The organism is Streptomyces sp. H39-C1 (assembly GCF_027158125.1).
Classification (GTDB): domain Bacteria; phylum Actinomycetota; class Actinomycetes; order Streptomycetales; family Streptomycetaceae; genus Actinacidiphila; species Actinacidiphila fildesensis.
On record NZ_JAPVLS010000025.1, the window covers coordinates 19,744 to 40,621 of the forward strand.

21 protein-coding genes and 1 pseudogene are annotated in these 20,878 nt (G+C 69.8%); 10 read left to right on the forward strand and 12 right to left on the reverse strand.

From position 1 onward, the window contains the following. Window positions 1-32: 32 nt before the first annotated feature. Window positions 33-1,199 (reverse strand): HpcH/HpaI aldolase/citrate lyase family protein, encoded by a 1,167-nt coding sequence (locus O3W51_RS18340; protein ID WP_138356779.1) that lies wholly within the window; start codon window positions 1,197-1,199, stop codon window positions 33-35. A gap of 177 nt (window positions 1,200-1,376) precedes the next feature. On the opposite strand from O3W51_RS18340, the gene O3W51_RS18345 reads away from it, so the two are divergent. Further along, the gene (locus tag O3W51_RS18345; RefSeq protein ID WP_138356778.1) at window positions 1,377-2,219 is read left to right on the forward strand and encodes a TerD family protein; all 843 of its coding nucleotides are present in this window, start codon (window positions 1,377-1,379) and stop codon (window positions 2,217-2,219) included. Between the two features lie 67 nt (window positions 2,220-2,286). On the opposite strand, the gene O3W51_RS18350 is transcribed toward O3W51_RS18345, so the two are convergent. The 5 genes from O3W51_RS18350 to O3W51_RS18370 form a co-directional block, all read right to left on the reverse strand. Further along, window positions 2,287-3,021, reverse strand: a complete 735-nt coding sequence (locus tag O3W51_RS18350; protein WP_138356777.1) for a TerD family protein — start codon at window positions 3,019-3,021, stop codon at window positions 2,287-2,289. Window positions 3,022-3,109: 88 nt separating this feature from the next. Continuing rightward, entirely contained in the window at window positions 3,110-4,252 is a 1,143-nt protein-coding gene (locus O3W51_RS18355) for a DUF475 domain-containing protein (RefSeq protein ID WP_138356776.1), read from the reverse strand. Window positions 4,253-4,301: 49 nt separating this feature from the next. Then, window positions 4,302-4,880 (reverse strand): TerD family protein, encoded by a 579-nt coding sequence (locus O3W51_RS18360; RefSeq protein WP_269286880.1) that lies wholly within the window; start codon window positions 4,878-4,880, stop codon window positions 4,302-4,304. A gap of 98 nt (window positions 4,881-4,978) precedes the next feature. Further along, complete coding sequence (locus O3W51_RS18365; RefSeq protein WP_138356773.1) at window positions 4,979-5,437, reverse strand: peroxiredoxin; 459 nt, start codon at window positions 5,435-5,437, stop codon at window positions 4,979-4,981. 124 nt (window positions 5,438-5,561) lie between these two features. Further along, window positions 5,562-6,002, reverse strand: coding sequence for a DUF3052 domain-containing protein (locus tag O3W51_RS18370; RefSeq protein ID WP_138356772.1), 441 nt, complete (start codon window positions 6,000-6,002; stop codon window positions 5,562-5,564). A 381-nt stretch (window positions 6,003-6,383) separates the two neighbouring features. Between O3W51_RS18370 and aceE the strand changes: the two genes are divergently transcribed. Next, on the forward strand, window positions 6,384-9,116 hold the full coding sequence (gene aceE, locus O3W51_RS18375) for a pyruvate dehydrogenase (acetyl-transferring), homodimeric type (protein WP_138356771.1): 2,733 nt from the start codon (window positions 6,384-6,386) through the stop codon (window positions 9,114-9,116). Window positions 9,117-9,212: 96 nt separating this feature from the next. Here aceE and O3W51_RS18380 read toward each other — a convergent pair whose 3' ends face one another. Both O3W51_RS18380 and O3W51_RS18385 read right to left on the reverse strand, forming a co-directional pair. Next, complete coding sequence (locus O3W51_RS18380; protein WP_138356770.1) at window positions 9,213-9,470, reverse strand: small hydrophobic protein; 258 nt, start codon at window positions 9,468-9,470, stop codon at window positions 9,213-9,215. A 64-nt stretch (window positions 9,471-9,534) separates the two neighbouring features. Continuing rightward, window positions 9,535-9,894, reverse strand: a complete 360-nt coding sequence (locus tag O3W51_RS18385; RefSeq protein ID WP_138356769.1) for a peptidase inhibitor family I36 protein — start codon at window positions 9,892-9,894, stop codon at window positions 9,535-9,537. Between the two features lie 295 nt (window positions 9,895-10,189). Here O3W51_RS18385 and O3W51_RS18390 point away from each other — a divergent pair, with 295 nt between their 5' ends. Together O3W51_RS18390 and O3W51_RS18395 are read left to right on the forward strand one after the other, a co-directional pair. Next, window positions 10,190-11,395: an alpha/beta hydrolase gene (locus tag O3W51_RS18390; protein WP_244809164.1), complete on the forward strand. Its 1,206-nt coding sequence runs from the start codon at window positions 10,190-10,192 to the stop codon at window positions 11,393-11,395. Window positions 11,396-11,502: 107 nt separating this feature from the next. Next, on the forward strand, window positions 11,503-12,228 hold the full coding sequence (locus tag O3W51_RS18395; RefSeq protein ID WP_138356768.1) for a DUF4429 domain-containing protein: 726 nt from the start codon (window positions 11,503-11,505) through the stop codon (window positions 12,226-12,228). Here the strand turns inward: O3W51_RS18395 and O3W51_RS18400 are convergent. Further along, window positions 12,206-13,258 (reverse strand): aldo/keto reductase, encoded by a 1,053-nt coding sequence (locus tag O3W51_RS18400; protein WP_443048298.1) that lies wholly within the window; start codon window positions 13,256-13,258, stop codon window positions 12,206-12,208. The two genes, O3W51_RS18395 and O3W51_RS18400, sit on opposite strands and share 23 nt — an antisense overlap. 5 nt (window positions 13,259-13,263) lie before the next feature. Continuing rightward, a complete protein-coding gene (locus O3W51_RS18405; protein WP_138356766.1) occupies window positions 13,264-13,740 on the reverse strand; it encodes a MerR family transcriptional regulator in 477 nt (158 codons plus the stop codon). Between the two features lie 78 nt (window positions 13,741-13,818). Between O3W51_RS18405 and O3W51_RS18410 the strand changes: the two genes are divergently transcribed. Continuing rightward, window positions 13,819-14,634, forward strand: a complete 816-nt coding sequence (locus O3W51_RS18410; RefSeq protein ID WP_138356765.1) for a serine hydrolase domain-containing protein — start codon at window positions 13,819-13,821, stop codon at window positions 14,632-14,634. Window positions 14,635-14,681: 47 nt separating this feature from the next. On the opposite strand, the gene O3W51_RS18415 is transcribed toward O3W51_RS18410, so the two are convergent. Beyond that, window positions 14,682-15,341, reverse strand: a complete 660-nt coding sequence (locus O3W51_RS18415; protein WP_138356764.1) for a pirin family protein — start codon at window positions 15,339-15,341, stop codon at window positions 14,682-14,684. Window positions 15,342-15,394: 53 nt separating this feature from the next. On the opposite strand from O3W51_RS18415, the gene O3W51_RS18420 reads away from it, so the two are divergent. The 5 genes from O3W51_RS18420 to O3W51_RS18440 all read left to right on the forward strand — a co-directional run bounded on the left by O3W51_RS18420 (window position 15,395) and on the right by O3W51_RS18440 (window position 20,343). Next, window positions 15,395-16,609, forward strand: a complete 1,215-nt coding sequence (locus O3W51_RS18420; RefSeq protein ID WP_381588799.1) for a PucR family transcriptional regulator — start codon at window positions 15,395-15,397, stop codon at window positions 16,607-16,609. Between the two features lie 89 nt (window positions 16,610-16,698). Next, on the forward strand, window positions 16,699-17,694 hold the full coding sequence (locus tag O3W51_RS18425) for an ACP S-malonyltransferase (protein WP_138356762.1): 996 nt from the start codon (window positions 16,699-16,701) through the stop codon (window positions 17,692-17,694). Next, on the forward strand, window positions 17,691-18,704 hold the full coding sequence (locus O3W51_RS18430) for a ketoacyl-ACP synthase III (RefSeq protein ID WP_164294046.1): 1,014 nt from the start codon (window positions 17,691-17,693) through the stop codon (window positions 18,702-18,704). The genes O3W51_RS18425 and O3W51_RS18430 overlap by 4 nt, the downstream gene beginning before the upstream one ends. Window positions 18,705-18,772: 68 nt before the next feature. Continuing rightward, window positions 18,773-19,021 carry an acyl carrier protein gene (locus tag O3W51_RS18435; RefSeq protein ID WP_138356760.1) on the forward strand — a complete coding sequence of 83 codons (249 nt, stop codon included), beginning with the start codon at window positions 18,773-18,775 and terminating at the stop codon, window positions 19,019-19,021. Window positions 19,022-19,080: 59 nt separating this feature from the next. Continuing rightward, the gene (locus O3W51_RS18440) at window positions 19,081-20,343 is read left to right on the forward strand and encodes a beta-ketoacyl-[acyl-carrier-protein] synthase family protein (RefSeq protein WP_138356759.1); all 1,263 of its coding nucleotides are present in this window, start codon (window positions 19,081-19,083) and stop codon (window positions 20,341-20,343) included. 94 nt (window positions 20,344-20,437) lie between these two features. Here the strand turns inward: O3W51_RS18440 and O3W51_RS18445 are convergent. Next, window positions 20,438-20,839: pseudogene (locus O3W51_RS18445) on the reverse strand (3-oxoacyl-[acyl-carrier-protein] synthase III C-terminal domain-containing protein); the annotation flags it as partial. Window positions 20,840-20,878 lie beyond the last annotated feature (39 nt).

Sequence of the window (20,878 nt, forward strand, 5' to 3'; positions counted from 1 at the left end):
ACTTCTGTGCGGCAAAACAAACGCGGCGTTGATCAGGACGGCAGACAGGCCGCGAGCAGTTCCACGAAGCCGATGTCGGCGCGGGCCACCCCGAAGATCTCGGCGCGGCGCATGGTGCGCTCGGCCCAGGCCCGGTGCGGCTTCACCTCGTTCATCTTGTTCGTGTACGAGGAGCGCAGGACCCCGCCGCCGGTGCGGTCCTCGTGGAGGATGTCGGCGGCGTCGCTGTACTCCTCGTGCGTGACCACGTTCAGCGCGTGCACGGGGAACACATGGGTGGGGTGGATGCAGGTCTTGCCCTGCAGGCCGTTGGCCCGGTCCAGCTCGATCTCGCGGAGCAGCCCGTCCATGTCGTGCTCGATGAGCGCGGTGCGCAGGTCCTCCGCCTCCGGGGTGAAGGGGCTGCGGCGCAGCTGCGGCTTGAACATCCGCTCGTGGTGCCGGAAGTACTCCCACACCGGCCCGGTCACGGTGAACCCGGTCCCGTCGGCCCGGCCGAAGACATTGACGACGTCGGCGATCACCGAGGCGACGATCTGGACGTCGTACGCCGTCATCGCGGGCGCCCTGCGCAGCGCGTACGAGGAGCAGAAGTCCGTCACGCCCAGCCGCAGCGCCAGCACGCGGTCCCGGTACTTGTCGACCGTGCGGTAGATCCCGGAGAGCGTCTCGACGCGGCTCTCCAGGTGCATCAGCTGCGGGGACTCCAGGACCGGCATGGCGAAGAGCCGGTGGCCGCAGGCGGACTCCGCGACGGCCAGCGCCTCCATGAAGGGGACGCCGCTCTCCTCGGTGAACTTCGGCAGTACGAATCCGGACAGCAGTCGCACGGTGTCACCGAGCCGTTGCACCAGGTCGACGATCTGCGCCGGGGTCCGGACCCGGATGAACAGCAGCGGAGGGTCGCCGGCGCCCTGCCGCCGGTCGAGCTCGGCGAACTGCCGGACCAGATTGGCCTCGGCGTCGACGACCTCGCGGTCGTCTATCGAGTCCTCCAGGCACAGCACCATGGACACGACACCGTGCGCGGCCTGCTTCAGTACGTCGTCGGCCAGGTGCGGCCGGGTCGCCGGGCTGTAGAGGGTCGCGCCCAGGGCGACGGAGAGCGTGTTGGCGGAAGAGTCCGCGGTGAATTCCTGCGGCTCGCGGTGGAACAGGTCGTTCCGTACGTCCGTCGCAAGGTGTCCGAAGTGGCGCATATGCCCCCTTTTATGCATGGCTGACCGAATAGCATCTGGCGGATTATCGTACGTGCGGTCACACGACTGACGTTCCCCCCGTGCGTGAAAATCAGGTAACCCCCGCACGTCCGTCGTATGACCGCTCACGGCGCGTCCAGTCCCCTGCGTTGTGGCCCGCGCACCCGGGAAGGCAGGATGACCGCCATGACGCACGCGATGGTGAAGGGCTCGAACATCCCCCTGGACGTCCTGGGGATCAGGGCGGTGCTGCGCTGGAGCCCCGGCGCCGGTGTCCCCGACGTCGACGCCTCGGCCCTGCTGCTGGGCGCGGACGGCCGGGTCCGCTCCGATGCGGACTTCGTGTTCTACAACGAGCCGAGGCATCCGTCGGGGCTCGCCCGGCACCTGCCCAAGAAGCGGGTCGCCGAGGGTCTCACCGACACCGTCGAGGTGGATCTGACGTCGCTGGACGCCTCCGTGGCCCGCGTCGTCATCGCCGCGTCCGCCGACGGCGGCTCCTTCGGGCAGGTCCCCGACCTGCACGTTCTGCTCTTCGACACCGGTGCGGCCGCCGGCTCCGCCCCGCTGGCCACCTTCGACGTCACCCCCGACACCGGCGACGAGACCGCGCTGATCTGCGGCGAGCTGTACCGCCGCGACACCACGTGGAAGTTCCGCGCGCTCGGCCAGGGCTACGCGACCGGCCTCGTCGGCCTCGCCACCGAATTCGGCATCGCCGTCGATGACGAGGCGGAATCCGGCGCGGACCCCGGCTCCGGCCCCGCCGCGGGCTCCCGCGGGCCCGTGCACGCGCCGCCCGCCGTCCCGGAGCCCGAGGCCACCTCCGCGTACGGCTACCCGCTCCCGGAGCCCGCTCCCGGCCACGTACCGGCCCAGCCCGCCTACGGGTACCCCCAGCCGCCGCAGCAGCGCCCCCAGCCCGCCGCACCGGCCTACGGTTACCCGCAGCCGGTGGCGGCCTCCCCCGGCTTCGTGCTGCCTCCCCAGGGCCCCCAGTTCCAGACCGGCCGCCGCTAGACGCCGCCCGGGGGCCGGGGCCGGCCCTGGCACCGGCCCGGGACGGCGTCCTGCCATCGGCGGGCCGTCACACCTTGGTCTTGTAGCCCCGGCCCCACTGCAGGCCCCAGCCGTACAGCCGGTCTATCTCGGCCTGGAACCCGTAGACGTACTTCACCTCGCGCCGCACCATCAGCTCACCCTTGCGGTTCTCGATCAGCACCACCGCACAGGACCGCGCCTGCGGCTCGCGCTCGCTCAGCGGGATCTCGATCCGCGGACCCGAGCTGGGGAAGAGCGTGACCATGGCGTGGGTGCGGTCGAAGGCGGGTGTGCCGTCGTAGATGTAGACGAACACCAGCAGCCGGACGAACTCGTCCCGCTTGTCGAAGTTGATGTAGATCGTCTCGCCCGAGGTGCCGCCGAACCGGTCGTCGCCGCTGAGCTTGACGTACGGCGGCTCGTTCAGGTCGCCCAGGAAGTTGCCGAGCGGCTGGACGACGCCCTTCGTCCCGTCGGCGAGCTCGTACATGCACGCCAGGTCCAGGTCGACATTGACCATCGCCGGCCCCGCCGCCTGCACGATCTCCGGCTTGAACAGGTTCATCCGGCGGCTGAACAGCCCGCCGCCGCCCTGTTTGTTCCACCCGCCGGTGTCCGAAGTGCGCATTTCCCAGGAAAGGTTGATCCGCAGGTTGCCGACGGCCGCGCCCTGTTTGCTCAGCGACACCATGGGGTGCCGCTTCGTGAGCTCCACGGTGTGCGCGTTGGCGACGTCGAACTGCGTCGCGCCACTGGGCCGCAGGAACTTCCACCAGGCCATGACTACCCCTCCCCTGAACGGACACCGCCCCCCGCCGGATCGGCGGGGGGCGGGACTTCTCGCTCCGGGGTTCAGACTGTCAGAGCTGTCAGACCCCGGATGAGACTTCCGCCGTATCGTTCGACCCCTCTGAGTTTTCCCCGATCCGCCGGTTTCGCACCACCGAGGACCAGTAGGAAGCAGCGATCAACACGACGCCGACGAGGCCGGTGATGACCTCGTTGATCTCGTACTTGATCGTGACGAGGAGGATGACCGCCAGCGCGCCGATCGCGTAGTGCGCGCCGTGCTCCAGGTACACGTAGTCGTCCAGGGTGCCCTTGCGGACCAGGTACACGGTCAGCGACCGGATGTACATGGCGCCGATACCGAGGCCGAGCGCCATCTCGAAGATGTCGTTGGTGATGGCGAACGCGCCGATGACACCGTCGAACGAGAACGACGCGTCGATGACTTCGAGGTACAGGAACATGAAGAACGCGGCCTTGCCGGCCAGCCCGACGACGGCCGCGGTGCTGCCCTTCTTGGCACCCGCCTCGGCCTCCTCGTCCGCGTCGTCCTCGGCCTCCTCCAGCTGGTCCTCGAAGTAGCCGGAGATCCCGCCGACGACCAGATACGTGATGAGCCCGGCGATCCCGGACAGCAGCACCGTCGCGGCCTTGTCGATCGTCCCGTCCCCGCCGTGCACCGGAACACTGGTGGCGACCGTGGTCGCGGCGACGAGCAGCACGACCATGGCGATCACGACGGAGAGCATGTCCAGCTTGCCGAGCTTGCCCAGCGGCTTCTCCAGCCAGCCGAGCCACCGGATGTCCCGCTCCTCGAAAATGAAGTCGAGGAAGATCATGAGCAGGAACATCCCGCCGAACGCCGCGATCGACGGGTGCGCGCCGGTGACCAGCGCCTCGTAGCGGTCGGGGTCGTTGATCGCGACGTCGACCGCCTCGACCGGGCTGAGCTTGGCGGTGATGGAGACGATGACGACCGGGAACACCAGCCGCATACCGAAGACGGCGATCAGGATGCCGACGGTGAGGAACATCTTCTGCCAGAAGGCGTTCATCTTCCGGAGGATCCCGGCGTTGATCACCGCGTTGTCGAATGACAGGGAGATCTCCAGGACCGAGAGGATCGCGACCACCGCGAGCCCCTCCCACCCCCAGAGGTACCCAGCCAAGGCCAGGCCGGCGGCAGTGATGCCGAACGACCAGCCAAATGTCTTGAGGAGCACGGGCTACCCAGTCCTTCTCTACGAGAGATCCCCCGCGCAGGGCGCGGCTTTACGAAACGTTGACCCCGAAGTCTAGGGCGATGCCTCGCAGTCCTGACGCGTACCCCTGGCCTACTGCACGGAATTTCCACTCGCCGTTGTAGCGGTACAGCTCGCCGAAGATCATTGCGGTCTCGCTGGACGCGTCCTCGGAGAGGTCGTAGCGGGCCAACTCGGCCTGGTCGAACTGGTTGACGACGCGGATGTAGGCGTTGCTGACCTGGCCGAAGCTCTGCTGACGGCTCTCGGCCTCGTAGATCGAGACCGGGAAGACGATCTTGGCGACATCGGCCGGGACTCCGGCCAGGTTCACCTTGATGACCTCGTCGTCGCCGTCGCCCGAGCCGGTGAGGTTGTCACCGAGGTGCTCGACCGAGCCGTCCGGGCTCTTGAGGTTGTTGAAGAAGACAAAGTGCGCGTCGGAGATGACCTTGCCCTCGGGGCTGGCCAGCAGTGCGCTGGCGTCCAGGTCGAAATCGGCGCCGGTGGTGGTCCTGGCGTCCCATCCCAGAGCGACGATGACCGCCGTGAGATTCGGGGCCTCCTTCGTCAGTGAGACGTTGCCACCCTTGCTGAGGCTGACTCCCACGAGTCCTCCATACGGTCATGGGGTATCAGGCAGTACCCTCGCCCCCGTCGTGCGGTACACAGATCAACGCGTTGAGCTTAGTGAGCGGTTCCCGTCGGCTACAGGTCTTCGAGAGCCTTTGCGTAGTCATTGAGGTCCCGGGCGTCCGGAAGGCCGTTGACGACGGTCCAGCGGACGAGGCCGTCCTTGTCGATGACGAAGGTGCCGCGGACCGCGCAGCCCTTTTCCTCGTCGAAGACGCCGTAGGCGCGCGAGGCGTCCCCGTGCGGCCAGAAGTCGGAGAGCAGCGGGTATCCCAGGCCCTCCTGCTCGGCGAAGACGCGCAGCGAGAACGGGGCGTCGCAGGAGACGGCGAGGAGCTGGACGTCGTCGTTCTGGAACGTCGGCAGTTCGTCGCGCAGGGCGCAGAGCTCACCGGTGCAGACGCCGGTGAAGGCGTACGGGTAGAAGAGCAGCACGACGTTCTTCTCGCCGCGGAAGTCGGAGAGCCGCACGGTCTGGCCGTGCTGGTTCTTCAGCTCGAAGTCCGGGGCCTTGCTGCCGACCTCGATCGCCATGCGGGCACATCCTCGTCTCGGTACCGGAAAGGTCACGGACAGTCTGTCACTGCCGTCCGGAGCCGAACGCACCGCGCCCCCGGCGACCGAGGTCGACGGGGGCGCGGAGCAGGGTCCGGTAGAGCTACCGCTTTGCGGCCCGGGCCGTCTTTGGAGTGACCAGGCGGCTGCCCGACCAGTCCTTGGCGGCGTTGACTGTGCTGGTTTGGGCCAGACCTGCGGTCTGGGCTGCTTCGCCGATCTCGCTTGGCTCGACGTGGCCCTCACGGCCGGTCTTCGGGGTCATCAGCCAGATCGGGGCGCCGTCGTCGATCGTCGACGTGGCGTCGACCAAGGTGTCGGTGAGGTCGCCGTCGTCCTCCCTGAACCACAGCAGGACGGCGTCGGGCACGTCGTCGTAGTCCTCATCGGCGAGCTCTTCGCCCGTGAGCTCCTCGATACCTTCTCGGAGCTCCTGGTCGCAGTCGTCGTCGTACCCGAGTTCCTGGACCACCTGTCCGGGTTCGAATCCAAGCCGGCTAGCCGGGTTGGTCCGGTCCTCCGCGTGGTCCGCGGTCGCGCTCACGCTTTGCCTCCTGTCATGGGGGGAAACTCCCCGCGCCTGTGCGGGGTTATTGGCGGTAGTCCACACGGACGCGGCGGATCGCGCAAGTACCCGGCCGCCGAGACCGCCTAAACGGTGACGTGTCACCGCAACCCGCACGTCCAATCGTGACGCAGATCACGCCGGTTTGCCGGGGTTGTGCACGAATGAAGTCTGGGGTCGGTCGTACGTCCGAGTGGGCGTAGAGTTCTGATTTGGCCTCTCGTAGGCCTGCTTCGCTGCGCACCTCTCCGTCTCACGGAGTGGCAGTTACCGCTCAGTAGAGATGACGTTTCTGGCGACGCGGTACACGATGGAGGCGGCGCGACCCAGCAGAGCAAGACCTAGTAGCGAAGGAACAGCGTGGCTTCCGGATCCGATCGCAACCCGATCATCATTGGCGGCCTTCCCAGCCAGGTCCCGGACTTTGATCCCGAGGAAACGGCGGAATGGCTCGACTCGCTCGACGCGGCTATCGACGAACGCGGCCGTGAGCGTGCCCGCTACCTCATGCTCCGCCTCATCGAGCGCGCCCGCGAGAAGCGTGTCGCGGTGCCCGAGATGCGCAGCACGGACTACATCAACACCATCGCGACCAAGGACGAGCCGTTCTTCCCCGGCAACGAGGAGATCGAGCGGAAGGTCCTGAACGCGACCCGCTGGAATGCGGCGGTCATGGTGTCGCGCGCACAGCGCCCGGGTATCGGCGTCGGCGGCCACATCGCCACCTTCGCCTCCTCCGCCTCCCTCTACGACGTGGGCTTCAACCACTTCTTCCGGGGCAAGGACGAGGGCGACGGCGGCGACCAGATCTTCTTCCAGGGCCACGCCTCCCCGGGTATCTACGCCCGCGCCTTCCTTCTGGACCGGCTCTCCGAGCAGCAGCTCGACGCGTTCCGCCAGGAGAAGTCGAAGGCCCCGTACGGCCTGTCCAGCTACCCGCACCCCCGGCTCATGCCGGACTTCTGGGAGTTCCCGACCGTCTCGATGGGCCTCGGCCCGCTCGGCGCGATCTACCAGGCGCGGATGAACCGCTACATGGAGGCGCGCGGCATCGCCGACACCTCCAAGTCGCACGTATGGGCGTACCTCGGCGACGGGGAGATGGACGAGCCGGAGTCGCTCGGCCAGCTGTCGATCGCCGCCCGTGAGGGTCTGGACAACCTGACCTTCGTCGTGAACTGCAACCTGCAGCGCCTCGACGGGCCGGTGCGCGGCAACGGCAAGATCATCCAGGAGCTGGAGTCGCAGTTCCGCGGCGCCGGCTGGAACGTCATCAAGCTGGTCTGGGACCGCAGCTGGGACCCGCTGCTCGCCCAGGACCGCGACGGCATCCTGGTCAACAAGATGAACACCACGCCGGACGGACAGTTCCAGACGTACGCCACCGAGACCGGCGGCTACATCCGTGAGCACTTCTTCGGTGACGACCAGCGGCTGCGCAAGATGGTCGAAGGCATGACCGACGAGCAGATCCTGCACCTCGGCCGTGGTGGTCACGACCACAAGAAGGTCTACGCGGCGTACGCGGCGGCCAAGGCCCACAAGGGCCAGCCGACGGTGATCCTCGCCCAGACCATCAAGGGCTGGACGCTCGGTCCGAACTTCGAGGGCCGCAACGCGACCCACCAGATGAAGAAGCTCACGACCGAGGACCTCAAGCGCTTCCGCGACCGGTTGCACATCCCGATCACGGACAAGCAGCTCGACGAGGGCTACCCGCCGTACTACCACCCGGGTCGCGACTCCGAAGAGATCCAGTACATGCACGACCACCGCAAGGCGTGCGGTGGCTATGTGCCGACCCGTGTGGTGCGCGCGAAGCCGCTGCCGCTGCCGGACGAGAAGGCGTACGCGCCGGCCAAGAAGGGCTCCGGTCAGCAGTCGATCGCCACCACCATGGCGTTCGTCCGCATCCTCAAGGAGCTCATGCGGGACAAGGAGATCGGCAAGCGTTTCGTGCTGATCGCCCCGGACGAGTACCGCACCTTCGGTATGGACGCGTTCTTCCCGTCGGCGAAGATCTACAACCCGCTGGGCCAGCAGTACGAGGCGGTCGACCGCGATCTGCTTCTCGCGTACAAGGAGTCGCCGACCGGCCAGATGCTGCACGACGGCATCTCCGAGGCGGGCTGTACGGCCTCGCTGATCGCGGCGGGCTCGGCCTACGCCACGCACGGCGAGCCGCTGATCCCGGTCTACGTCTTCTACTCGATGTTCGGGTTCCAGCGCACCGGTGACCAGTTCTGGCAGATGGCGGACCAGCTGGCGCGTGGTTTCGTGCTCGGCGCGACCGCGGGCCGGACCACCCTTACGGGTGAAGGCCTGCAGCACGCGGACGGCCATTCGCAGCTGCTCGCCTCGACCAACCCGGCCGTCGTCGCGTACGACCCGGCGTTCGGCTTCGAGATCGCGCACATCGTGCAGGACGGTCTGAAGAGGATGTACGGCGAGAACGCCGAGGACGTCTTCTACTACCTGACCGTCTACAACGAGCCGATCCAGCACCCGGCCGAGCCGGCCGATGTGGACGCCGAAGGCATCCTCAAGGGCCTGTACCGGTACGCGGAGGGCACCGAGGGCACCGTTCCGGCGCAGATCCTGGCGTCGGGTGTGGCGGTTCCGTGGGCCGTCGAGGCGCAGCGGATCCTCGCGGCGGACTGGGGCGTCAAGGCGGACGTCTGGTCGGCCACCTCGTGGAACGAGCTGCGTCGTGACGCCATCGCGGTGGAGGAGCACAATCTGCTCCACCCCGAGGAGGAGCAGCGCGTCCCGTACATCACGAGCAAGCTCGCCGGTGTGCAGGGCCCGTTCGTGGCGGTCTCGGACTGGATGCGCGCGGTGCCGGACCAGATCTCGCGCTGGGTGCCGGGCACGTACCAGTCGCTGGGTGCCGACGGGTTCGGTTTCGCCGACACCCGTGGCGCGGCCCGTCGCTTCTTCCACATCGACGCCCAGTCGATCGTCCTGGCGGTGCTCACCGAGCTCGCCCGTGACGGCAAGGTCGACCGTTCGGTGCTGAAGCAGGCCGTGGACCGCTACCAGCTGCTCGACGTCTCGGCGGCCGACCCCGGCGCCGCGGGCGGCGACGCCTGAGATAGCCCCGAGGCGGTACGTCTCACGTTTCGAACGCCGGGCCCGCACCACTTTCCGTGGTGCGGGCCCGGCGTTTTCGTTCGGCTTCCGGACCGGCTACTGCGCCAGCCAGAGGACGGCGACGACGGTGTCGAAGGCGCCGAGGACGACGGCGACGACCGCGGGGATCGACTTCGCGCCACGCCAGCTGCGGCCCATGGCGAGCCAGCCGAAGATGATCGCGAGGGGTCCGAGGACGATCCCCAGGACGAAGAAGCCGACGACGGCGCAGACGGCGCCGACGACGGCGATCGTTCCGATGTCGGACCGGCTGCGGGAACGCATACGGGTACGGGTGCGGGTTCGGGTGGCCATCGTCCCTCCGTAAGGTTTCGGGGCTCGCCGTTCGTGTTCCCCGCCCCCGGCCGCCCATGCGGTGTCAGTTCTCCCAGACCTTGAACGCCCGGACGGTGTAACGGGATTCGGGCACCCAGGTACCCGTCGGATAGGTGTCGAACTCGGCCTCGGTGGCGCACTCCGCGCTCTGGTAGGTGGTGACCGGCCGGCCGATCCGGTTGACGAAGGAGCGGGCGGGGGTGCCCGCGGGGAGCGGCACGCAGTTGTCGATGCCGGTGTCGGCGAGTTCATGGGCCTGCCGGGCGCTGCTGTAGCCGGCCTTGCCCCACAGGCACAGCTGGCCCGGATCGCAGGCCCCGGAGGACGCGGCGGAGGCCGGGGCGAGGGCGGTGACGGGCAGCAGCGCGGCGGCCAGGGCGGCGGCGGTGAGGATCGTGTTCATGCGGCTCAGGCTGGTGCGGCCGGCGCGGCGCCCACAAGAGCGGCCGGACACGTTCCCCCTGATAGGGGGATTGCGCACGGCCCGCCCCACCGGTAACGGCCGCCCCAGTCGCTTGGCCCGTACAGTCACTTTCGAAACGTGACTTGAGTCACCCTTGGCTCAGGCATGGCCCTGCGTCTTCTACGCTGGCGGAGATACCGCAAACCTCCGAGGGGCCACCACACCCCCCGCGCACCTTCTGCCGACGGACCGGGCCGGCGTGCGCGTCCGGGACGATTTCGCGAGGCAATACTGAGTGACCCCATTCGATGAGCGCTTCAATGCAACGTCCATCCGGGCCCTGCTGGCCCTGGCCGTCATCTTCGTCATGCTCGCGACCACCGGCTGGACCGCCATCCGGCCGCACAAGGGCGCCGAGGATCCGCGGGCGGCGGCACTGGTGTCGTGGCTGCACGGCTCGGTGGCCGGGCACAAGCTGCCCAGCGCCTCGGCCGGTGCCGACTCGATAGCGCACTTCTTCGCGACGCTGACCGCGGGCCAGACCCGGCAGCTCGCCAACCGCTACCCGCTCGTCGTCGGCAACCTGGACGGCGCGCCGGTGAGCGTGCGCTATCTCGCCAACCGGGTGGCGCTCGCCCAGACGCGCGTCACGGAGATCGCCCGCTCGCACAGCTCGCTGCTCACACCGGCAGGCCGCAAGGACGCGGACAAGCGCGCCCACCGCTACGCCTCGCTGCTGAGCGACGGCCGGCAGATCCTCGCCTTCGACCCGACCGGAGCCGGCCGGGCCGCCGAGGTCTTCGGTGATCTCGGTACCGCCGACCGGGTGGCCGTGGTCGTGCCGGGTGTGGACACCGACATCAGCACGTTCGAACGCACCGCGAAGTCGTACGCGGCCCCGGTCGGCATGGCGCGCGCCCTGTACTCGGCCGAACGCGCCCAGGACCCGTCCGCGCACACCGCGGTGATCGCCTGGGCGAACTACACGACGCCGTCGGGTGTCGGTCTCGACGCCTCCACCGGCGAGCTGGCGGAGAACGGCGCGGTCCGGCTGAACTCGCTGGTCGAGGCGCTGCCGTCCACCGCGCGCATCTCGCTGTTCTGCCACTCGTACGGCTCGGTGCTCTGCGGTGTGGCCGCTCCTGGCCTGCCGTCGGAGAAGATCTCCGACATCACCGTCTTCGGCAGCCCCGGGATGCGGGTGAGCCGCGCCGCGCAGCTGCACACTTCCGCCAATGTGTGGGCCGCCCGCGATCCGAGCGACTGGATCGGCGAGGTGCCGCACCTGGAGATCGCCGGCCTCGGGCATGGCGCCGACCCGGTCTCGGCGTCCTTCGGGGCCCGTGTGGTCGGTACCGAGGGCGCACTGGGGCACCCCGGCTACTTCGCTCCCGACACCGAGAGCCTGGCGAACTTCACCGACATCGCCCTCGGCCAGTACGGCGCGGTGCAGTGTGCGCCGAACCGCGAGGACTGCGCGTCGGGCCTCGGCCAGGGCTGAGCCGGAGTCGCAGGGGTGGTTCCGGGCCTGGCGCCCGGAACCACCCCACGCGCGTTTTTGCGGCCGGTTCGGCAGTTGATCCCACATTCGGCCCTACGATGAGCCACATGGGTGACGTTTTGGCCGGATCCAACGCCGTGTGGGAGTTCGACACGGATGCCGTGGTCATCCGGTACGAGCGCGGGGTGCGCAATTCGAAGCTGCTCCAGACGCTCGGCGAGCGCCGGATACCGTACGCCGCGCTGACCGGCGTCGAGCTCGTTCCCGGCAAGCGCGGCACGGTCGTGCTGCGCGCCCTGCCCCGGCCTGGCGCCGATCCCCTGATGGAAGCGGCGGGCGGGCAGCTGAAGGACTCCGCGGACCCCTACCGGCTGGTGCTGCCGGCCGACCGCGAGACCCTCGCCGAGTACTACACGGACGAGCTACGGGTCGCGGTCTCCGACAACGACACCGGCGAACCGGCCGACCGCTTCCTGGTCGCCGCGCCCACCGGGCCGCAGTCGTTCAAGGCGTACGACGCCAGGGCCGCCTTCGACGGCCGCGCGGTGTCCTTCCGCTGGTTCTGGACGGGCGCCTCGACCGCCAAGTGGAAGGCCGGCGACCAGCACTTCCCGGTCGCCGGCCTGAGCGGGGTCGACTGGCGCTCCCCCGAGCTGCTGCACGGCTATCTGCGGCTGCGGCCGAACGACGACACCGAACACCCCGGCGACCCCGACCAGAACCCGGCCGCGGTGGTCTTCGGGCTCGGCTACGGGCAGGTCCATGAATCGCTGCCGTTCGCCGCGTCCGTGCTGGCCGCCGTGCAGACGGCTACTCGCGCGCGGCGGAAGTAGAGCTCATGTCCGGGTAGCGGTCGCCCGCGACGTGCTCGGCGATCGGTTCCAGCCACTCCAGCTCGATCCGGTCGAGAGTGATCCGGGTCGCCCCGGTGTTCTCCAGCACGCGGCTGACCTTGCGGGTGCCCGGGATCGGCACCACCGTCAGCTGGTGCACCTGGGCCCGCTGCTGCACCCAGGCGAGCGCGATCTGGCCGAGCGTCGCCCCGTGCGCCTTGGCGGCCTTGCGGACCGGGTCCAGCAGATCCGCGTTCCGCTTGGCGTTCTCACCGGTGAACCGGGGCTGGTGCTGCCGGTAGTCGCCACCGCTCAGATCCGTCGTGGCGTCCAGGAACGAGCCGGTCAGGAAGCCCCGGCCCAGCGGTGAGTACGGCACGAAGGCCACGCCCAGCTCGGCGGCGGCCGGTACCGCGCTGCGTTCCACATCCCGGCTGAACAGCGACCACTCGGACTGCAGCGCGGCGATCGGGTGCACGGCGTGCGCCTCGCGCAGCTCCGCGCCCGTCACCTCGGACAGACCCAGGTACCGGACCTTGCCCTCCGCGACCAGCTCGGCCATCGCGCCGACGGACTCCGCGAACGGGACGCCCGGGTCACGGCGGTGCATGTAGTAGAGGTCGATGACGTCCGTGCCCAGCCGGCGCAGGCTGCCCTCGACGGCCTGCCGGATGTACGCCCGGTCGTTGCGGACGCCGCGGTACGTCGCGTCGTCCACCCTGCGCTCTATGGCGAACTTGGTCGCCAGCGTGATCCCGTCCCGGTGCGCCTTCACGAACGGGGCGAGGAACTCCTCGTTCGCCCCCGAGCCGTAGGCGTCGGCGGTGTCGAAGAGCGTGACGCCCGCCTCGAGGGCCGCTTCCAGCGTCGCCCGCGCCGCGTCCACGTCGGTCTCGCCGTAGAACTCGCTCATGCCCATGCAGCCCAGGCCCTGGACGCCGACCAGCGGTCCGTCCGTGCCCAGCCGTACGGTGTCGATCATTTCCGTGCCGGCTTCCGTGCCGTTCTCGGTGCTCGCGTTGTCGCTCATCAGGGTCAGACCCTCTCCGGCGCCCGCTGGGCGCCCCCATACATGTCGATCTTGTAGTCCAGTACCGCGAGGGTGTCCTGCAGCTCGGCGATCCGCCGGTGCACGTCCTCACGGTGCGCCACGAGCAGCTCCTGCCGCGCGGCGAAGGTCTGCTCGCCCTCGCGCACCATCTCCGCGTACCTGACCATGTCCGCGACCGGCATCCCGGTCAGCCGGAGCTTGCCGACGAAGGCCAGCCAATGCAGATCGCGGTTGGTGTAGCGGCGCTGCCCGGTGTGGGAGCGGTCGACGTGCGGCATCAGTCCGATCCGCTCGTACCAGCGCAGGGTGTGCGCGCTCAGCCCGGTCACCGTGACCACTTCGCTGATCGTGTACTGGTCCTGCCCGTCGGGCCGCAGAATCGAGGCCTGGTCGTCACAGCTGGCGATCCGGCCGGCCCTGGTCCTCGCCACCTTCGTCACAGCCACCTGCGTTACGGTCATGCCCCTACGCTACGGACTTGGAGTGCACTCGAAGCAAGCGCCTCAGGAGATCTTTTCCGGCCGCGTTACGCTCGCCCCATGGAGAGCTTGCGTGAGATCCGGAACTGGCCCGTCCCCACGGCGGCCGCGGCCGTCGTCCGCCGGGACGGCACGGTGGCCGGGACCCACGGCCCGGTCGGTGAGCCGTTCCGGCTCGCGTCCGTCACCAAGCCGCTGACGGCCTACGCGGCGCTGGTCGCCTGCGAGGAGGGTGTCTTCGAGCTCGACGACCCGGCGGGCCCCGAGGGCTCGACGGTGCGCCATCTGCTCTCCCACACCTCGGGGCTGGCCTTCGACCAGCACCGCGTCATGGCGCCGCCCGGTGACCGCCGGCTCTACTCCAACGCCGGGTTCGAGGTGCTCGCCGACCACATCGCCAAGGCCACCGGCATCCCGTTCCCCGAGTACCTGCGCCAAGCCGTCCTGGAGCCGCTGGGGATGACCGCCACCACGCTGCCCGGCTCGGCCGCCGCCGACGGTGTCTCCACCGTCGAGGACCTCGTCCGCTTCGCCGCCGAACTGCAGGCGCCGCGCATCCTGCACCCGTCGACCCTCGACGAGGCGACGTCCGTCGTCTTCCCCGGCCTCAAGGGCGTGCTGCCCGGCTACGGCCACCAGAACCCCAACGACTGGGGGCTCGGCTTCGAGATCCGGGACTCCAAGACCCCGCACTGGACCGGCTCCGCCTCCAGCCCGCGCACCTTCGGGCACTTCGGCCAGACCGGGACCTTCCTGTGGGTCGACCCGGACGCGGGCGCCGCGTGCGTCTGCCTCACCGACCGCGCCTGGGGCGAATGGGCGGTCCCGCTGTGGCCGGCGCTGACGGACGCGGTCCTCGCGGAGCTGCGGGCCTAGGGCGTGTCGCGAAAGTCCCGCCTGGCCCACGACGCCTGGCACGCGCCCTAGTCCGCCGGGTCGCGCGGCACCGGACGCATCTCCCAGACGAGGTACTCCACCGGGCCCGCCGCCGCCTGCACCAGAAGCCCCTCCTCATCGGTGATGCGCGCCGCGTCGCCCGCTTCGAGGGTCTCGTCGGCCAGCCGGACGCTGCCGCGCACCACGTGCACGTAGACGAAGGGCGCGGCCGGCAGTTCGCCCGGGCCGCGGCCGACGGACAGTGCCGCGTGCGGCTGCCGGAGCGGGACGAAGGGCGTGCCGTGTTCGACGCCGTAGCGCGGGCCGCCGCCGAACACCGCGGGCTCCAGCCACATCTGAAGGAACCTCAGCGGGCTCTCCCCGGCGTTGCGTTCGACGTGGCGGACGCCGTCGCCGGCGCTGAGCAGCTGTGCCTCGCCGGCCCGCACCACGGTCTCGTGGCCCGCGGAGTCCCGGTGCCCCAGCTCGCCCTCGATCACCCACGTCACGATCTCGACTCCCCCGTGCGGGTGCTCCGCGAAGCCGGCGCCGGGCGCCAGCCGCTCCTCGTTGCACGCCATCAGCGGCCCGAAGCGCAGGTTGCCGGGGTCGTAGTGGGAGCCGAACGAGAACGCGTGGAGGGTCTCGATCCCCGCGGCGGGATCACCCCCGGCGTACCGCTGCGCACCGCGCCGAACGTCGATCATTCCGCCACCGTACAAGCGACCGGCGCGCACCCCGGCGCCGTGCGCCCCCGGGGATAAGGCAGTCTTGTCCCGTGCCCGACACTCCGCAGCCCCCGAAAAAGCCCGTCCGCGCTGAGCACGCCGCGACGCTGCGCCGACTGGAGAAGTCGTCCGGCCGGCTCGCGGCGAACGCCATCGCCCGGATGGATGAGCAGCTGCCGTGGTACCGGGCGATGCCACCGGAGAACCGGTCCTGGATCGGGCTGGTGGCGCAGGCGGGCATCGCGGCGTTCACCGAGTGGTTCCGGCATCCCGAGGCGCCGCAGGCGATCAGCACGGATGTGTTCGGGACCGCGCCCAGGGAGCTGACCCGGGCGATCTCGCTGCGGCAGACCGTGGAGATGGTGCGCACCACCATCGAGGTGATGGAAGCGGCCATCGACGAGGTGGCGGCGCCCGGTGACGAGTCCGTGCTGCGCGAGGCGCTGCTGGTCTACGCCCGGGAGATCGCGTTCGCCACCGCCCAGGTGTACGCGCAGGCGGCCGAGGCCCGGGGCGCGTGGGACGCGCGCCTGGAGTCGCTGGTCGTCAACGCGGTGCTGTCCGGTGAGGCGGACGAGGGGGTGCTGTCGCGCGCGGCGGCGCTGGGCTGGAGTTCGCCCGACAAGATCGTGGTGGTGCTCGGGACCGCGCCGAACGGCGACAGCGAGCTGACGGTGGAGGCCATCAGGCGGGCCGCTCGGCACGCGAAGCTGCAGGTGCTCACCGGGGTGCTCGGTGAGCGGCTGGTGGTGATCGCGGGCGGTGAGGGCGAGCCGCTCAAGGTCGCGAAATCACTGATCGCCCCGTTCGCGGCGGGCCCCGTGGTGGCCGGACCGGTCGTCGGGGACCTGCTGTCCGCCACCCGTTCCGCACAGGCCGCCGCCGCCGGTCTCAAGGCGTGCGCCGCCTGGCCGGACGCGCCCCGGCCGGTCGTCTCGGACGACCTGCTGCCCGAGCGTGCGATGGCCGGCGACCGTTACGCGCGTGAACAGCTGGTGGAGGAGATCTACAGACCGCTGGAGGAAGCGGGCTCCGCGCTCCTCGAAACGCTGAGTGTCTACCTCGAACAGGCCTCGTCGCTCGAAGGGGCCGCGCGGATGTTGTTCGTTCACCCAAACACCGTCCGCTACCGGCTGCGACGTGTGACGGATGTCACCGGATGGTCGCCCTCCGACGTACGTTCGGCGTTCACGCTGCGCATCGCCCTCATCCTGGGACGACTGTCCGCCGCCGATCAATCACCCTGAGTTTTTGTTGGACACCAACAAATCGTCCAGCAGTTCTTCGTCCCTGTCCCCACGGGCGGTGAGACCCGCCCGCGAGAGAGAGTGTGTACGTGCTCGTACTCGTCGCTCCCGGCCAGGGTGCCCAGACGCCCGGCTTCCTGACTCCTTGGCTCGACCTTCCCGGCGTCGCCGACCGCCTTCACTGGTGGTCCGCGGTGGCGGGGCTCGACCTTGTCCACTACGGCACGAAGGCCGACGCGGACGAGATCCGCGACACCGCCGTGGCCCAGCCGCTGCTGGTGGCCGCAGGACTGGTCTCGGCCCTGTCGCTGTTCCCGCACCCGGCCGACGGCCGGCGCGCGGTCGGCGCGGTCGCCGGACACAGCGTCGGTGAGATCACCGCCGCCGCCGGTGCCGGGGTGATCACCGCGGAATCGGCGATGGCCCTGGTGCGACAGCGCGGACTGGCCATGGCCAAGGCCGCGGCCGTCACCACCACCGGCATGTCCGCGGTGCTCGGCGGCGACCCCGAAGAGGTCCTCGCCCACCTGGAGAAGCTCGGCCTGACCCCGGCGAACATCAACGGCGGCGGACAGATCGTCGCCGCCGGTACCGCGGAGCAGCTGGCCGCGCTCGCCGAGGACAAGCCCGAGAAGGCCCGCGTCATCGCCCTGAAGGTGGCCGGCGCGTTCCACACCCACCACATGGCTCCCGCGGTGTCCGCGCTGGAGGCCCTCGTGCCCGGTGTGACCGTGCACGATCCGGGTATCCGCTATGTGTCGAACGCCGACGGCCAGGTCGTCGGCAGTGGCGACGAGATCGTCCGCCGGCTGGTCCAGCAGGTCTCCAACCCGGTCCGCTGGGACCTGTGCATGGAGACGTTCAAGGAGCTCGGCGTCACCGCCATCATCGAGATGGCGCCGGCCGGCACGCTGGTCGGCCTGGCCAAGCGCGCGCTGCCGGGCGTCAAGACGCTGGCCCTGAAGACCCCGGACGACATCGACGCGGCTCGCGCGATCGTCGCCGAGCACGGCGACCCGGACGCCGGCGGCGCGTCCCTGCCGCTCATCCATCCCGCGGCCGAAGAGGAGTCACCCCAGACATGACGGCGAAGATCCAGCCCAGCCAGGGTGCCCCGTACGCGCGGATTCGCGGGGTCGGCGGCTACCGGCCGACCCGGGTGGTCCCCAACGAGGTGATCCTGGAGACGATCGACTCCAGCGACGAGTGGATCCGCTCCCGCTCCGGCATCTCCACGCGCCACTGGGCGAACGAGTCGGAGACCGTCGCCGAGATGTCGATCGAGGCCTCGGGCAAGGCGCTCGCGGACGCGGGTCTGTCGGCCGAGGACATCGGCGCGGTGATCGTCGCGACCGTCTCGCACTTCAAGCAGACCCCGGCCATCGCGACCGAGATCGCGTTCCGGCTCGGCGCGGGCAAGGCCGCCGCGTTCGACATCTCCGCGGCCTGCGCCGGCTTCGCCTACGGGCTGACGCTCGCCAAGGGCATGGTCACCGACGGCAGCGCCAAGAACGTGCTGGTGATCGGGGTCGAGCGGCTGAGCGACCTGACCGACCTGACCGACCGGGCGACCGCCTTCCTCTTCGGCGACGGCGCCGGCGCGGTCGTGGTCGGCCCGTCCGACGTGCCCGCCATCGGCCCCTCGATCTGGGGCTCGGAGGGCGACAAGTCCGATGTGATCGCCCAGACCGACTCGTGGGAGGTCTTCCGCGCCGGCGGCCAGCCGGAGACGGGGAAGTTCCCGGCGCTGCGCCAGGAGGGCCAGACGGTCTTCCGCTGGGCGGTCTTCGAGATGGCCAAGGTGGCCCAGCAGGCGCTGGACGCCGCCGGGATCACCGCGGAACAGCTCGATGTGTTCATCCCGCACCAGGCGAACATGCGCATCATCGACTCGATGATCAAGGCACTGAAGCTGCCGGAGCATGTCGCGATCGCCCGCGACATCGAGACCACCGGCAACACCTCGTCGGCCTCCATCCCGCTGGCGATGGAGCGGCTGCTGGCCACCGGCCAGGCCAAGAGCGGCGACACCGCCCTGCTCATCGGCTTCGGGGCGGGTCTCGTGTACGCCGCAACTGTGGTTACTCTCCCCTAGTCACAACCCCTTCGCGGCGCCGCAGTCCCGCACGCCGCACTCCCCCGCAACACATAAGGAGCGCCGTAATGGCCGCCACCCAGGCAGAGATCCTCGAAGGCCTCGCCGAGATCGTCAACGAGATCGCCGGCATCCCGGTCGAGGACGTCCAGACGGAGAAGTCCTTCACCGACGACCTGGACGTCGACTCCCTGTCCATGGTCGAGGTCGTCGTGGCCGCTGAAGAGCGTTTCGAGACCAAGATCCCGGACGACGCCGTCAAGGACCTGAAGACCGTCGGCGACGCCGTCGACTACATCCTCAAGAACCAGGCCTGACATACCCCCTGGGACGACGTGTCTGTCGCCCGCCCTTCTATACGTGGAGAGACATTCCTGTGAACTCGACCAATCGCACCGTGGTCGTCACCGGTATCGGCGCAACCACACCGCTGGGTGGCGACAGCGCGTCGACCTGGGAAGGCCTGGTCGCCGGACGTTCCGGTATCAGCGCCCTGGAGCAGGACTGGGCAGCTGAGCTGCCGGTCCGCATCGCCGGTCAGATCGCCGTCGAACCGTCGGAGATCCTGCCGCGCCCGCTGCTGCGCAAGCTGGACCGCTCGGCGCAGTTCGCGGTGATCGCGGCCCGTGAGGCGTGGGCCGACGCGGGCTTCACCGCCAAGGCCGGCGAGGACTCCTCGATCGACCCGGACCGGCTCGGCACCGTCGTCGCCTCCGGCATCGGTGGCGTCACGACGCTGCTGGGCCAGTACGACGTGCTCAAGGAGCAGGGCGTCCGCAAGGTCTCCCCGCACACCGTTCCCATGCTCATGCCGAACAGCCCGTCCGCCAACGTCGGCCTCGAGGTCAACGCGCGGGCCGGCGTTCACTCGTTGGTGAGCGCGTGCGCCTCCGGCGCGGAAGCGGTCGGCTACGCCATCGAGATGATCCGCACCGGCCGCGCCGATGTGGTCGTCGCGGGCGGCACCGAGGCGGCCATCCACCCGCTGCCGATCGTCGCCTTCGCCAACATGATGGCGATGTCGAAGAACAACGACGACCCGCACGGCGCTTCGCGCCCGTACGACAAGGGCCGTGACGGCTTCGTCCTCGGTGAGGGCGCGGGCGTCATCGTCCTGGAGTCGGCCGAGCACGCCGCGCAGCGCGGCGCCAAGGTCTACTGCGAGGCGCTGGGCCAGGGCCTGTCCGCGGACAGCCACCACATCGCCCAGCCCGAGCCGACCGGCCGCGGCATCTCCGCCGCGCTGGAGCACCTGATCGCCTCCACCGGTCTGAACACCTCCGAGATCATGCACCTGAACGCGCACGCCACCTCGACCCCGCAGGGTGACGTCGCCGAGGTCAAGGCGCTCGCCAAGGTGCTGGGCCACGAGCTGGACCACATCGCGATCTCCGCCACGAAGTCGATGACCGGGCACCTGCTCGGCGGCGCGGGCGGCATCGAGTCCGTCGCCACCGTGCTCGCGCTCCACAACCGCCTCGCCCCGCCGACGATCAACATTGTCGAGCTGGACGACGAGGTCGACGCGAAGCTGGTCTCCACCGAGGCGAAGCCGCTGCCGGAGGGACCGGTCATCGCCCTCAACAACTCGTTCGGCTTCGGCGGTCACAACGTCGTCCTGGCGTTCCGCACCGTCTGACAGCCACAGCGCCGAAACGGCCTGTTCCCCGGTCCGCCGACCGGGGAACAGGCCGTTCTCGCGTCAGGCGCCCGTTCACGGGCAGGCGACGTCCTTACGGGCAGGCCACGACCTGAGCGGCCCAGGAGAGACCGCCGCCGAAGCCCAGCAGCAGCACCGGGGCGCCCCGCGGGATCGTGCGGTCCTCGACGAGCTTGGAGAGCGCCAGCGGGATCGAGGCGGCGGACGTGTTGCCCGAGACCGTGACATCGCGGGCCACGACGGCCTGCGGGGCATCCAGTTGGCGCACCAGCGAGTCGATGATCCGCAGGTTCGCCTGGTGGGTGACGATACCGCCCAGGTCCGCGGGGGTGAGGCCGGCGCGGCGGCAGGCCTCGACGGCGACGGGTGCCAACTCGGTGGTGGCCCAGCGGAAGACGGTCTGGCCGTTCTGCCGGAAGCGCGGCTGCCAGTCGTCCTGGAGGCGGACGGCGTCCCCGCGGGCGGGGTCGGAGCCGCCGCGCCCGCCGCGCGGTGGCGCGGCTGCTGGACGGAC

What these genes read in the sequence shown, in the direction of transcription:
- O3W51_RS18340 (WP_138356779.1), bottom strand. Translation starts at nt 1,199, where the DNA reads ATGCGCCACTTCGGACACCTTGCGACGGACGTACGGAACGACCTGTTC.
- O3W51_RS18345 (WP_138356778.1), top strand. Translation starts at nt 1,377, where the DNA reads ATGACCGCCATGACGCACGCGATGGTGAAGGGCTCGAACATCCCCCTG.
- O3W51_RS18350 (WP_138356777.1), bottom strand. Translation starts at nt 3,021, where the DNA reads ATGGCCTGGTGGAAGTTCCTGCGGCCCAGTGGCGCGACGCAGTTCGAC.
- O3W51_RS18365 (WP_138356773.1), bottom strand. Translation starts at nt 5,437, where the DNA reads ATGGCGATCGAGGTCGGCAGCAAGGCCCCGGACTTCGAGCTGAAGAAC.
- O3W51_RS18380 (WP_138356770.1), bottom strand. Translation starts at nt 9,470, where the DNA reads ATGGCCACCCGAACCCGCACCCGTACCCGTATGCGTTCCCGCAGCCGG.
- O3W51_RS18385 (WP_138356769.1), bottom strand. Translation starts at nt 9,894, where the DNA reads ATGAACACGATCCTCACCGCCGCCGCCCTGGCCGCCGCGCTGCTGCCC.
- O3W51_RS18395 (WP_138356768.1), top strand. Translation starts at nt 11,503, where the DNA reads ATGGGTGACGTTTTGGCCGGATCCAACGCCGTGTGGGAGTTCGACACG.
- O3W51_RS18400 (WP_443048298.1), bottom strand. Translation starts at nt 13,258, where the DNA reads ATGAGCGACAACGCGAGCACCGAGAACGGCACGGAAGCCGGCACGGAA.
- O3W51_RS18405 (WP_138356766.1), bottom strand. Translation starts at nt 13,740, where the DNA reads ATGACCGTAACGCAGGTGGCTGTGACGAAGGTGGCGAGGACCAGGGCC.
- O3W51_RS18410 (WP_138356765.1), top strand. Translation starts at nt 13,819, where the DNA reads ATGGAGAGCTTGCGTGAGATCCGGAACTGGCCCGTCCCCACGGCGGCC.
- O3W51_RS18415 (WP_138356764.1), bottom strand. Translation starts at nt 15,341, where the DNA reads ATGATCGACGTTCGGCGCGGTGCGCAGCGGTACGCCGGGGGTGATCCC.
- O3W51_RS18430 (WP_164294046.1), top strand. Translation starts at nt 17,691, where the DNA reads ATGACGGCGAAGATCCAGCCCAGCCAGGGTGCCCCGTACGCGCGGATT.
- O3W51_RS18435 (WP_138356760.1), top strand. Translation starts at nt 18,773, where the DNA reads ATGGCCGCCACCCAGGCAGAGATCCTCGAAGGCCTCGCCGAGATCGTC.